11 protein-coding genes are annotated in these 12715 nt (G+C 41.2%); 4 read left to right on the top strand and 7 right to left on the bottom strand.

Features of this window, described 5'->3' with window-relative positions; all coding sequences use genetic code 11:
* Positions 1-129: 129 nt before the first annotated feature.
* From CDZ94_RS20095 to nadB, 4 genes are all read right to left on the bottom strand, one after another.
* On the bottom strand, positions 130-1281 hold the full coding sequence (locus CDZ94_RS20095; protein ID WP_096440232.1) for an acyl-CoA dehydrogenase family protein: 1152 nt from the start codon (positions 1279-1281) through the stop codon (positions 130-132).
* Positions 1282-1895: 614 nt separating this feature from the next.
* Positions 1896-3002, bottom strand: a complete 1107-nt coding sequence (gene nadA / locus CDZ94_RS20090) for a quinolinate synthase NadA (RefSeq protein ID WP_096440230.1) — start codon at positions 3000-3002, stop codon at positions 1896-1898.
* Positions 2989-3849: a carboxylating nicotinate-nucleotide diphosphorylase gene (gene nadC / locus CDZ94_RS20085; RefSeq protein WP_096440228.1), complete on the bottom strand. Its 861-nt coding sequence runs from the start codon at positions 3847-3849 to the stop codon at positions 2989-2991. Before nadC ends, nadA begins: the two co-directional genes overlap by 14 nt.
* Positions 3830-5410, bottom strand: coding sequence for an L-aspartate oxidase (nadB, locus tag CDZ94_RS20080; RefSeq protein WP_096440226.1), 1581 nt, complete (start codon positions 5408-5410; stop codon positions 3830-3832). The genes nadC and nadB overlap by 20 nt, the downstream gene beginning before the upstream one ends.
* Positions 5411-5674: 264 nt before the next feature.
* Here nadB and CDZ94_RS20075 point away from each other — a divergent pair, with 264 nt between their 5' ends.
* Together CDZ94_RS20075 and CDZ94_RS20070 are read left to right on the top strand one after the other, a co-directional pair.
* On the top strand, positions 5675-6856 hold the full coding sequence (locus CDZ94_RS20075) for a cysteine desulfurase family protein (protein WP_096440224.1): 1182 nt from the start codon (positions 5675-5677) through the stop codon (positions 6854-6856).
* A complete protein-coding gene (locus CDZ94_RS20070) occupies positions 6825-7367 on the top strand; it encodes a transcription repressor NadR (protein WP_096440222.1) in 543 nt (180 codons plus the stop codon). The genes CDZ94_RS20075 and CDZ94_RS20070 overlap by 32 nt, the downstream gene beginning before the upstream one ends.
* 95 nt (positions 7368-7462) lie before the next feature.
* On the opposite strand, the gene CDZ94_RS20065 is transcribed toward CDZ94_RS20070, so the two are convergent.
* Positions 7463-8194: an urease accessory protein UreH domain-containing protein gene (locus CDZ94_RS20065; protein WP_096440220.1), complete on the bottom strand. Its 732-nt coding sequence runs from the start codon at positions 8192-8194 to the stop codon at positions 7463-7465.
* Between the two features lie 207 nt (positions 8195-8401).
* On the opposite strand from CDZ94_RS20065, the gene CDZ94_RS20060 reads away from it, so the two are divergent.
* Positions 8402-9025, top strand: a complete 624-nt coding sequence (locus tag CDZ94_RS20060; protein ID WP_096440218.1) for an NAD(P)-dependent oxidoreductase — start codon at positions 8402-8404, stop codon at positions 9023-9025.
* A gap of 54 nt (positions 9026-9079) precedes the next feature.
* Here CDZ94_RS20060 and CDZ94_RS20055 read toward each other — a convergent pair whose 3' ends face one another.
* Complete coding sequence (locus CDZ94_RS20055; protein WP_096440216.1) at positions 9080-10171, bottom strand: class II aldolase/adducin family protein; 1092 nt, start codon at positions 10169-10171, stop codon at positions 9080-9082.
* 114 nt (positions 10172-10285) lie between these two features.
* On the bottom strand, positions 10286-11512 hold the full coding sequence (locus CDZ94_RS20050; protein ID WP_096440214.1) for a zinc-dependent alcohol dehydrogenase: 1227 nt from the start codon (positions 11510-11512) through the stop codon (positions 10286-10288).
* 295 nt (positions 11513-11807) lie between these two features.
* On the opposite strand from CDZ94_RS20050, the gene CDZ94_RS20045 reads away from it, so the two are divergent.
* Complete coding sequence (locus CDZ94_RS20045; RefSeq protein WP_096440212.1) at positions 11808-12701, top strand: diacylglycerol/lipid kinase family protein; 894 nt, start codon at positions 11808-11810, stop codon at positions 12699-12701.
* The last annotated feature ends 14 nt before the right edge of the window (positions 12702-12715 follow it).

Raw genomic sequence — 12715 nt, 5'->3', positions numbered from 1 at the left:
CCCCCAATTATGATCTGATTTTTCTCTCAGGGTGTTAGCCCCTCTAATCGTTTGCATAGGTGGATTTCAGTTAGATCGAGTCAACCTCAATCTGACTCCCCGATGTTTTAATTTATTAAACAAAGTTCCTTATGTTCTTGGACAACCAATTTCACGAGCGATAACGAGTCGTTGAATCTCAGATGTTCCTTCACCAATTTCCATAAGCTTTGCATCACGTAAGTAACGCTCTACTTTGTACTCACGCATATAGCCATACCCACCATGAATTTGAATGGCCTGATTACACGCTCTTGTAGCTGCTTCTGAAGCAAATAGCTTTGCATAAGCTGATTCTTTTTTAAACGGTTTATTGTTGTCTTTTAACCAGGCTGCTTTATGAACCATATTACGGGCAAGTTCAAGCTCCATTGCCATATCACTGAGCTTAAATTGAATCGCCTGGAAGCTGCCAATCGCTTTTCCAAACTGTTTACGTTCTTGGCTGTATGCAAGAGCCGCCTCATATGCTGCTTGACCAATTCCTACTGCAAGTGCGGCAATGGAAATACGTCCACCGTCGAGGGTGTATAAAAACTGATTGAATCCTTTTTCCGGATCTCCAAGGATGTTTTCTTTTGGCACTTTCACATCTTCTAAATGAATCTCTGTCGTGTTTGAACCTCGTACCCCAAATTTTTCATAATCGCTTCGAATTGTTACACCTGGAGAATCGGTAGGTACGATAAATGCAGAGATTTTCTTTTTACCGCGTTCATCTGTTCCATTCACTGCTGTAACAATCACGATTCTCGAATATTCAGTATTCGTAATCCAGCATTTTTCCCCGTTAATCACATAGTGATCACCGGCTAGTTCAGCTTTCGTCTGTGTGCCTCCTGCATCTGACCCGGCGTTTGGTTCAGTTAACCCGAACGCTCCTAATGTTTCCCCTTTTGCAATCGGTACAAGGTATTCTTGCTTTTGCTCTTCTGTACCGAAATAGTATAGGGGTGAAGCACCGAGTGAAACGGCTGCAGCATAGCTTAATCCCGTTCCCCCACATGCCTTACCAATTTCTTCGACAGCTAGCGCATACGAAATCGTATCACCACCGGATCCACCATACTCCTCTGGGAATGGGATGCCTAGTAGTCCCAATTCCCCGATTTTCTTAAAGGTTTCTGCTGGAAACCTACTTGTGCGATCCACTTCATCTGCTAATGGTTCAACCTCATTTTTAGCAAAATCCCTTACCATTTCTTTGATCATCTGTTGTTCTTTTGTAAGTGAAAAATTCATGAAATTTTCTCCCCCTATTTTAATGTAAAGGTTTTCATTTTTTTGTCGAAAAAAAGGTGCACTGTTACCTGACTGAGCAATCGTTCAGTTTTATTATAGGGAACCTATTCTGAATTGTAAATAAATTTATACTATTTAAAATCATGTGAAATGATGAACAATAATTACACTATTAAAATTTGACTAAACGTCCAGAAAGGAAAATCTTAGTTGAACTTGTACTTTTGCGTATTCATCAAAAGGGAATTAGCCGTCAAAACATATTGAATATATTTGCGAAAATACTACCTATATATGAAAAAACGCATAGCGGCGTGAAAGTAGCTCTCCACTTATAAATTCTTTTAGTAAAAAACCTAGCTTGGGAAAATCACCAAGCTAGGTTCTTTTTGAGTCACAGCTTATTCGAATACGGTACTCTACGCCATGAATTCCCTTATCATATTCGGGGTACATTTCTCCGCCGCATTTTTCGCATGCAAACATCGGGGATAAACTCGGATCTTCTGCTTCTATTTCATTAAAATCACGAACCACCGAATATATTTATGCGTTAGGCAAGCGGATGCTTGCCTAACGCTTAAAAAACAACAATACTTTCCGAAAACAGCCTTTTATACAAGAGAAAGCATCCGTTGGAGTGCTTTTTGTGCATCTTTTGCAACCGTTATTGGGACGCGGATCGTGTTCACTGGACTACCTTTGACGATTTGATCAAGTGACCATGCAAGATGAGGTAAATCTATGCGGTTCATCGTCAAGCAAGGACACATATACGGATTCAGTGAAGTAATATCGAGATGCGGGTTGTCTTGAATCAGTCGCCTTACCAAGTTCATTTCTGTTCCGATTGCCCACTTACTTCCAGCTGGAGCATTCTTTATTTGATTAATAATATAACTTGTAGACCCCGCATCATCACTTGCCTGGACTACTTCCCACGTACATTCAGGGTGTACTAGTATTCGGCGATCCGGCTCTTTTTCGCGAAGCTGTTTCACATGCTCCATTCGAAAGTTCTCATGAACGGAGCAATGCCCTTTCCAAAGAAGTACTTTCACTTCTTCGGGGTGGTCTGTTTCTTCAAGCTTTCCAGCAATTGGATCCCAGATAATCATTTCATCTAAAGGAATGCCTAAATCATGAGCAGTATTTCTCCCTAGGTGCTGATCAGGTAAAAATAGAATCCTCTTCTTTTGTTTCAATGCCCATGTCACAATTTGTTTAGCATTAGATGATGTAACACAAGCTCCGCCATGTCTTCCTACAAACGCTTTTATTTCAGCAGTTGAATTGACATAAGTAAGCGGGATAATTGTATCCCCAAACTGTTCGGTAAGCGCTTCCCAAGCGACTTCAGTTTGTGCATAATTAGCCATATCTGCCATTGAACAACCAGCTCGCATGTCAGGCAAAACGACCTGCTGATGTTCGTCCGTTAATATGTCTGCCGTTTCAGCCATAAAATGTACTCCGCAAAACACGATGTAAGAGGCTTCCTTGTTCGTTGCTGATAGTTGAGCAAGCTTTAAAGAGTCCCCGGTATCATCAGCAAATTGAATGATTTCATCTTTTTGATAATGGTGTCCTGGTAAATAAAGATGGCTGCCTAAGTCCTTTTTGATCGTGGAAATTTGTCTTATTAACGCATTGTCTGATTGATTTTTATAATAATCAGGTAAAAGTGTTTGATCTTGTAACAGGGAATCAAGCGCGCTCATTTACTCCGCCTCCTTTTTCTACAAAAGCTAAGCTAATATCAAGGGCTTTCACAGAATGGGTAAGTACACCCATTGAAATCACATCCACACCCGTTGCCGCATAGTCACGAATAGCATCGGTAGCGATTCCTCCGGACACTTCTGTAACCACTACACTTGGTACCCGCTCTACCCATTCTTTTGCCGTATCAGGTGAGACGTTATCAAACATAATCACATCCGCCCCTGACTTAACGGCCTCTTCCACCTGTTCAGCTGTTTCAACTTCGACTTCAATTTTCACCATATGACCGACTGATGCCTTTACTCGTTTCACTGCCTCGTGAATAGAACCGCAAGCGGAAATGTGATTGTCTTTAATTAGGATTGCGTCATCTAAACGGAACCGGTGATTGCCCCCACCACCAGCGCGCACAGCAGCTTTTTCGAGCATTCGAAGTCCTGGCGTCGTTTTTCGTGTATCACAAATTCGAGTTGAAAAGCCATTCGTTTCCTCAACGGCTCGTTTTGTAGCCGTCGCAACACCACTCAGCCGCTGCAACAAGTTTAAAAATACCCGCTCTGTTGTGAGAATGTCGCGAACAGACCCGCTCACATTGGCCAAAATATCTCCTTTTTGAACGAGATCCCCGTCTTTTTTTTCACACACAACGTCAACATTTAACCCAAGCTCCCGGTAACCAGTATTTAAAATATCTACACCAAAAAAGACACCTGGTTGTTTGGCAATGAACTTAGCTTCTCCTTGTGCATCGGATGGAAAAATCGCTTCTGCCGTAAGGTCTGAAAATCCGATATCTTCTCGTAGCCACTCTTCTAATGATTGTTTAAGCATCCACTTGTTCATATTGATTGCTCCTCTCGTTACCCGTTTCTATCATCCACTTGTTTTCCAATTTGTTTCGTCTTACTTTTTGCCCTTGCCATCTGAGGTCGTTAGCAGTCGAGAAATCTGCACGATAGTGTGTACCTCTCGTTTCTGTTCGTAAAAGTGACGATGAGGCGAGTAACCACGCCGTAATCAGCATATTGCTCCTTTTAAGCTCCTCTTTAGTCCATGATCCTCTGAAACTATGCAAATGGCGTTTCACACCATAGCCCTCACACCATTTAATTAAGTCTTGTAAATCATTGGCGTTCTTTTCAATGCCAACAGCGTACGAAACCTTTTGAATGACCTCTTCTTTACCTGGCAACTGTACCGGCATAAAATCATCCATAAGGAATGCAGTCGGTTTGCAACTATCGAAACTATTACCGTTTACAATGTGTTCGGCTGCTCGCTTTCCAAATACAATCGCTTCCAGTAAGGAATTACTCGCCAGCCTGTTAGCACCATGAACACCTGTACAAGCGACTTCCCCGATAGCATACAAGCCCGGTACAGAGGTTCTTCCGTTTAAGTCAGTTTCGATGCCCCCTATGGAAAAATGCGCCCCCGGTCGAACAGGAATCCTGCCTGCTTCCACGTGAACCCCCGCTTCACTACATAACTTCTCAATCGTTGGAAAGCGCGTCTTAAAGGCACGTACATTATTTATATTTAAATAGACCGCTTCATTACGCTTTACATTTTGAAACAGTGTTCTAGCAACGACATCTCTAGGTGCTAAGTCTTTTAACGGGTGCCACCCCATCAAAGGGTTGTTTTGCTCATCAACAAGTACTCCTCCCTCTCCGCGCACCGCTTCAGAAACAAGTCCTCTGCTATGACCCTCTGTCCACAACAACGTCGGGTGAAATTGAGTAAATTCCAAATCAGTAAGTGTGGCCCCTGCACGATAAGCGAGAGCTAAGCCTTCCCCAACTAAGTCCTGGTCGTTTGAACTCGCTTCGTACAAACCACCATATCCACCTGTAGCAAGGATAACCGCATCTGCTTCGTAACACTCCGATTGACCAAAAGTATCTTTAACATAAACCCCTTTGCACTCACCACGTAAATGAATCAAGTCTATTATATGTTTGTCTGTATAGAGCTCCACATCCACCTCTTTTCCTAATAGGTACTCCATCATTTTTTTTCCAGTCTGATCGCCGCCAGCATGAAGAATACGCCGAACTGAGTGCGCTCCTTCCATCCCTAAGGCCAACTGTCCATTTGACTCGTTGTCAAACACCATTCCTTCCTTAATCCACTCTCGGATGACCTGCTCCCCTTCACAGACGAGTAGCTCAACGGCACGCGGATCATTATGACCACCACCGGCGCGAATTGTATCTTGTTTATGCTGTTCTCCATTGTCCGTTTCATATATACCTGCAGCAATACCTCCCTGTGCTTTCCAGGAACTCCCGCTAGAAAGGCTTTTTGTGAAAACAATCACATTAAAGTGCTCAGCTAATTTCTTTACAGCTGTTAGTGCTGCTAAACCACTGCCGACAATGATCACATTTTTCTTTTTCATTGATACACCCCTCTTTAAATTTACAGGTGTCTTGACACATATATTTACATAAATTTAAACTAAACTCAACTATTATTTTTTATGGGTATTCAAAAATGAGGACAAAAAGAGACAGAAAGGATTACTTCCTGTGTTTGCAACTAGAGATACGACAGCTATTTTTAGTGGACTTTTTGAACACCCTCTTTTACATCATTTTTTACAAAAAACGAGTTTTCTCGTACTTTTTGACCATTTACTTTTAAATTTTAAGGAGACGTATACATGATCTTTTTAGACCACGCATCGACAACACGAATGAGTGAAGAAGCCTTTGATGTATATAAGGAAGTGTCAAAGCATTATTACGGAAATACGAGTAGTCTTCATGAAGGAGGCTATAATGCGACACAAATTGTCGAAGCGAGCAGACAGGAGATTGCCTTGAATATTGGTGCAAAGCCGCATGAGATTTATTTTACGAGTGGTGGAACTGAGTCAAATGAACGGGCGATCCGCTCGCTTACTGCTTCTTTTAAAGGAAAAAAGAAGCATGTCATTACTACGAAGATTGAACACCCGTCTATTTTATCTGTTTTTAAGCAATTGGAAATTGATGGTTTTTATGTGACTTACTTAGATGTGAATGAACGAGGAGAGATTTCTCTTTCAGCATTGGAAGAATCCATAACTGACAAAACCGTCCTAGTCTCTGTACAACACGCCAACTCTGAAATTGCTACCGTTCAGCCTATAAACAAAATCGGAGCTCTTTGTGCTAAAAAAGAAGTGCACTTTCATACCGATGTGGTGCAGACGTTCGGGAAAATCGGGATTGATGTCAACAAAGATCAAATTTCGTGTTTGTCCATTTCCGCTCATAAAGTGTATGGCCCAAAAGGTGTTGGAGCTGTCTTTATTTCTGAAAATGTTATGTGGGAAGGCATAGATCCGTTTACAGCCTCTACTCATGAAAGCGGATTTCGACCTGGCACCATAAATACACCTGGAATTGCTGCTTTTGCAAAGACTGCTCAGCAGCAATTCAGATCAAGAGCAGCAAACGAAAAAAAGCTCCGTAATTTGCGAGATACTTTTGCATCCGAATTAACGAGGAGAGTTCCATCAGCTGTCATTGAAGGACACCATGTAAAAGCCGTGCCCCATATCGTCGGATTTCGCATTCCAGGAATAGAAGGGCAATATGTGATGTTGACATTAGACCGCCACGGTATTTGCGTGTCAACCGGGAGTGCTTGTCAGGTTGCGAAACAAGAGGCTTCCCATGTATTATCATCTATAGGGAAGTCCGATCAAGAGGCGAAAGAATTCGTACGCGTATCATTTGGTATTGCAACAACCCAAGACGAACTAAGCAGAACGATTGACATTATCGAGTCGATAGTGACTAATGCAAAAACGGAGGAACTACCCCATGACAGAAAGAACAAAAAAATGGCTCGGTGAAGAACGTAGAGAACTAATCCACACTGCATTAAAAACGACTCACTCACCTCTCACCGGAGCGCGTTTAGCAAAAAAGATGAATGTAAGCCGTCAAGTGATTGTACAAGACATCTCTCTTTTAAAGGCGCGTAATGTGCCAATTTTGGCCACCTCTCAAGGCTATATGCTTATTGAAAATGAACAGGACGATTCACCTTATCAACGAGTGATCGTATCCAGTCATAAGCCTTCCCAGACAAAAGAAGAGTTGTATTTGCTCGTAGATCACGGTATCACCGTAAAGGATGTGAAAATAGAACATCCTGTTTATGGTGATTTAACTGCGTCGGTTATGGTTAGCAACAGAAAAGAGGTCGAAAAATTCATTGAGAAAATAGAATCTAACAACGCTTCATATTTGTCAGAGCTCACAGATGGTGTGCATTTACATACCATCGAAGCTCCCTCAGGTGAATTGCTTGACGAAGCCATTAAAGCATTAGCGAAGGAAGGGTTTTTGTTAGAAGAGTAAGGGGTGAAGATAGCTGTCGCTCTATATTTTATCACGCAAAAAAAGTGTCCTTGGATAGTAAAAGAGTACCCATAGGACACATTTTCGCTTATACGCTACCAAAATGTAGCAATATCTAACACACCAATAACAATCATCAAAACGCCTGCTGTTCGTTGGACAAAAAGTCCCAGTCGCCGGCCCTTTTTCATAACACCACCGGCGCCTAAATACCAGATCACAAGAATGACAATCAAAAAAGGTACAGCCGTTCCAACAGCAAAAACTGCGGGCAGCACTCCCCCATACCCCGTAGTAAACGTCAGCGGCATAAGAAGCATGAAAAATAGTAAAAACATCGTCGGACAAAACCCGAGTGAAAAACTGAATCCGAGCATAAATGCGCCCCACTTCCCAGTTCGCTTACTCGTGTCTTGAGAGGAACGCTTCCACAATTTCAGCGTCCACCGCAACGTAAACAGACCGAGCATGTATAGACCAATAACAATCAGCATCGGTCCAAGAGCCCTTCGGATCCATGGAAAATAGACAGTGAGCTGCTGTTGAAACTCCTGTCCGACCATCCATACGATGCTGCCAATTGCAGTAAATGCAACAATTTTTCCTAATGTATAAAATAGGGCATCTGACCATGAAACACCTTGATTTAATGATTTACTACCATACAATGTGATCGCGCTTAGATTTCCGGAAAACTGGCAAGGAGCCAATGCGCCTACTAGTCCTAATAAAAGTGCAAATAAAACTGGGATGGATTCAACCTGGTTTGCCGCATTCATGAAAGGTTCTCTAAAAAAAGCACTAACGGCTTCGACTAATTCAAACATGTTTTCTCTCCTATTTTTGCGATTCTCACTTTAGTTTAACAAAGAACGACTAAAAAAAGTGTGAAAAAATAGTGTCATAAAGGTAGGTTGTATCCACCAACAAAGCTGTAAGTGTCTACCCGAAACGCCGCATTAGCTTTTTCCTGAAGTTTTTGAACAACTTCAATAATAGTCAATATCCGCTCACATAGGAGGTCAAATATAAATATGAATATTCTTCTTTTCGGAACAACCGGTCGGGTTGGTTCGCACATTCTAAAGCTTGTTGACAATAGCCCTCATCTTTTTACCGCTTTTGTTCGCTCTCCAGAAAAATTGCCGTCTCCTCTTCCTTCTAACGTAAGAATCGTGCGTGGAGATGCGAAGAAAAAAGAGGATATACTTGAGGCAATAAAAGGACAAGATGGTGTGATTTCTTGTCTTTCTACAGATAAAACAAACCTTCTTTCCTCGTTTACTCCGCATCTGGTAACAGCAATGGAAAAGGAAATGGTAAAAAGAATCGTCTCAGTTGGAACTGCAGGAATCCTTCAAGCTCGTACAGAACCTGAAGTTTACCGATTTCAATCTAGCGAATCAAATCGAAAAGCCACTTCTGCAGCAGAGGATCATTTACAAGCCTTTTTAACACTTAAAGAATCGAGTCTTGACTGGACGCTCATCTGTCCTACTTACTTGCCGAATGGCGAGGAAACTGGAAATATCCGATATGAAACCGATTACTTGCCTGAAGGGGGCAAACGAGTCACTACGGGAGATACCGCTCGCTTTGCTTTTGAGCAGTTTTTCAAGGAGGATTTTATCCAACAGAGGGTCGGTTTAACTGAATAAGAAAAGGACCGGTGGCTCCCGGTCCTTATTTTACCTTCTTTTTCATAGTAATCACTAACTCATCGGAACTTGAGGTGTAATTTTCCCATCAATTCGTTCAAATATTTCTTCCAAACTCGATCCGGTTATCGTTAATCCGTGGTTTTTTAAGCCAATTACAGCTTTAGAAGGATTTTCTGACTCTTTTACGAGCTTCGCCACGGTTTCAGCCAGTTCAATCGTGCCACAAGGATAATTGATGTCTGTAGCCTGTACACCGTCCATCCATGCATGCATGTGAACAATAGCTCCAACTTCCGGGTGCTCCTTATAAATCATCCAATGTTCAATCGCATCAACGGAAGCCCGTTTAGGTTTTACTTTTGGCGGGACACTCACTCGAATTGTATTTTTTTGCTCGTCATACCCTTTAATATATAAAAAGTCTTCACCGACAGACACCATATTCGCTTTATCAATACCACTTGCACTCATCCAAAAGTGCTCGTCATCTCTTCTTGCACTTAGGTTTCCATAGCTTAAACCGCCAATTCCGTACAATTTATTCAAATGTCTCATGTCTCGTTTCGTCAAGCATTCCTCTAATGGGAATGGGGCTGGTAGCAAGTTCATTTGATCAAGCTTTTTCCCGGATGAACTCATCGTTTGCGTAATATTATCCCCATTCCAGAGATCTTCTGGAAGATCGTCCAAGAATTCATTGTTAATCACCAATCGTGACGACGAAAGAGGCTCGAGGCGTGTGTAAATTTTGTTAAAGAAATCCTTTTCCTGCCCAGGTACATAGCTAATTTGATAAAAGCCTTGTTCAGGTGTTAGAAAATAAACCGTTGTATTACCTTCTCCATGCACAATGTACATCAGATGGTTCGCTAATGAACGAATAAGATAAGGATACGCTGCTTTACGGATGTCGCTTCCTTCTTCTCCGTCCCCTTCAATTACTGATACTACAAATGTTGCTTGAGCTTTACGGCGAAAAGGTCTAGGATTTTGAGAGTCAATGAAGTTAAAAACAAGTTTGACATCATCTTTTGGCGGGTCGTATAAGGAATACTCATTTTCCATAAAAACGTCTTGAATCCCTTCAGCTAAGAATGTTAAGAATCGGTTTTCTCTTTTTCCTGTAACAGCAAAACTTTTCATGACTTTCCCTCCATGATTTTTTAGATGGTGTTTCGCTATATGTGTAAATGTGTATTCAAAAGGCTGTTTTTAGCGGACTTTTAAACATCCTCTTTAAAAGGTTGAATTTTCACTTTAAGGTTCTAAAACAACTTTCATCGTGGATCCTTTGCTTTTACTCGTAGCTGTTTCCAGAGCCTTACGATAATCCTCTAACGGAAAACGATGCGTAATGAGTGATGAAAGGTCTACTTTACCGCTTTGCATAAGATTAATAGCAAGTTGGAGCGTTCTTAATTGCTCCCCTTCTTGATTGACAGTGCCATAGGCAAAACTCCCTTTTATCGAAAGTTCATTTAACCATACTGTTGTCCAGTCAATACCATCGATAAAACTGGCCAGTCCTAATAAAACAACTTTCCCACCGCTTTTCGTAAATTGAAGTGAGTCATTGATACTTTTTTTTCTACCCACACATTCATAAACAATGTCTGCTCCTCCGTGTATGACAGGAGAGCCAAAGACTGGGTTTAGTGTTTTTGCATTAAGTGCAGTTGCCGTTTGCTGAAGATAAGCATTCGTTCTCGACAAGGTAATTACTTCATCAGCACCATACTTTTCGGCCAACTGTTGCTGAAAAGGGTGTTTCACTAAAACAACCACTTTACAGTCAAGTCCGAGGGCTCGAATAGCAGCGACTACACAGATCCCAATAACGCCGGCTCCTACTACAAGCACGGTGCTGTTTTTCGGGGGAGGATTCTGCAGGACAGCGTGTAACGCACAGCTAAACGGCTCTACCAAGACACCGTTAAGATCACTTACATCGTTTGGAAGCTTTAATACTTGGCTGTGATGAGCGACAAAGGATGTCCCCCAACTCCCCCCCGTATCCCTGCATGTACCAATGAGTAGACCAGGTGAGATATTGCCTTCATGCTTATTTTCACAAAGACTGTAATGCCCTTTTTTACAAGCAGTACACTGTTCTTTTATACCTCTTGCCTGACAAGAGAGGACAGGGTCCACTACAACACGATCCCCTACTTCAAAACCAAAAACCATTTTGCCCACTTCAACGATTTCCCCAACGGCCTCATGTCCAATCGTGAAAGGAAAAGATACAAATGGAGAGGATTTAGGGCTGTCATTTAATAAGATTAGATTGAGGTCACTACCACAAATGCCTCCATACTTGACTTTTATTTTTACCCATTCATCATTTGGCAGCTTCATATCCTCAATTTCTCGCAAACGCAAGCAGGATAATCTCGTATGCCAATAGAAAGAATTGGATATCCTTCCAACAGCTTTTGTGAAAACATAACGGGGCACATTATAATCAAATTGAATTGACTTCACAGAAATCCCCTCTTTTTCTGAAAGATTGTCTTACCTTTATTTTTAACCATATTTTGGTTTTTATTCATATATGATAGAACATAGGAAATAAAAACGAATTGAACCGTACATAATGGTAGATAGAAGAGTGTTAGCTTAAGTGCCCTCTCGTTTAAAGTCTAAAGGATTATTTTACCTTGAGACAGCGAAATTCGAGCGAAGATCTTATCAAATAGCAACAATCTTATATAAAAAAGCCAGTCAAAAAGACCTCGAGCTCTTAACGTTATCTTTTAGAAAAGGGATGGGAGAATAAGTGGATAAATCTAAAAAGTGTTTATTTCTTTATAACCCCTTTGCTGGAAAAAAAAGCAGGCACAGAAAATTCCCTTTAATTTTAAAAGAAGTGAAGAATCTTGGTTATGAGGTGACTTTACTTAAAACAAATGACGATACTAAAAACATCAGAGCTAAAGTAAAGCAGGCATGCATAGAAAAGTGGGAATCTATCTTCATCGCAGGAGGAGACGGCACAATAAATGAGATTATCCAGTATATTTCAGAGGAAAGGTATAAGCCTTCAATTGGTCTAATTCCACTAGGAACGTGCAACGAATTCGCCAAGTTTCTCGGAATATCTAATGTCAAAAAAGCGATTGCCATTATAAAAAAAAGTAACGAAAAGGCTGTAGATATAGGAAGAATAGGGAACATATACTTCACAAATATCGCTGCGGCAGGCTGGCTTGGAGAGCTCATATATAAAACACCTTCACATCTTAAATCGAAATTCGGAAAGTTAGCATACGTTTATTATTTTACAAAACATTACTGGGTTAACCCGGAGGAGCCGATCACATTGAAAATTGGAGATCACCAAAATGAAGGAGAGATCAGTTTTTTTATGATAATGAACGGGGATTCTGTTGGTCCCTTTAGAAAAATCCACCCAAAGGCTTTCGCAAGTGATGGCGTTTTTCATCTTCTCGCAATCAAACGTTGTAATCGACTGGCATTATTTTTTATTTTAATGTCAAAGCTATTCCACTTGCCAGTAAAAAACGCTCTTGTTTATGAAGATAAAATAACAGCAATGTCATTTCATCTTCCTAATCACCTGCCAGTTAATATTGATGGTGATCGGAAGAAGGCAGACTCCTTTACCTTTCAAGTACTGCCAAAACACATTAAAATATATGTACCAAATTAGTTGGGAGAAATCGA

Origin of the sequence: Alteribacter populi (genome assembly GCF_002352765.1) — a bacterium.
Classification (GTDB): Bacteria; Bacillota; Bacilli; order Bacillales; family Salisediminibacteriaceae; genus Alteribacter; species Alteribacter populi.
The sequence above is the reverse complement of the archived record's forward strand: the minus strand, read 5'-3'. Positions and strand labels throughout refer to the sequence as shown.

Coding starts and splice junctions, on each gene's coding strand:
- CDZ94_RS20095 (WP_096440232.1), bottom strand. CDS start 1,281: ATGAATTTTTCACTTACAAAAGAACAACAGATGATCAAAGAAATGGTA.
- nadA (WP_096440230.1), bottom strand. CDS start 3,002: ATGAGCGCGCTTGATTCCCTGTTACAAGATCAAACACTTTTACCTGAT.
- nadC (WP_096440228.1), bottom strand. CDS start 3,849: ATGAACAAGTGGATGCTTAAACAATCATTAGAAGAGTGGCTACGAGAA.
- nadB (WP_096440226.1), bottom strand. CDS start 5,410: ATGAAAAAGAAAAATGTGATCATTGTCGGCAGTGGTTTAGCAGCACTA.
- CDZ94_RS20075 (WP_096440224.1), top strand. CDS start 5,675: ATGATCTTTTTAGACCACGCATCGACAACACGAATGAGTGAAGAAGCC.
- CDZ94_RS20070 (WP_096440222.1), top strand. CDS start 6,825: ATGACAGAAAGAACAAAAAAATGGCTCGGTGAAGAACGTAGAGAACTA.
- CDZ94_RS20065 (WP_096440220.1), bottom strand. CDS start 8,194: ATGTTTGAATTAGTCGAAGCCGTTAGTGCTTTTTTTAGAGAACCTTTC.
- CDZ94_RS20060 (WP_096440218.1), top strand. CDS start 8,402: ATGAATATTCTTCTTTTCGGAACAACCGGTCGGGTTGGTTCGCACATT.
- CDZ94_RS20055 (WP_096440216.1), bottom strand. CDS start 10,171: ATGAAAAGTTTTGCTGTTACAGGAAAAAGAGAAAACCGATTCTTAACA.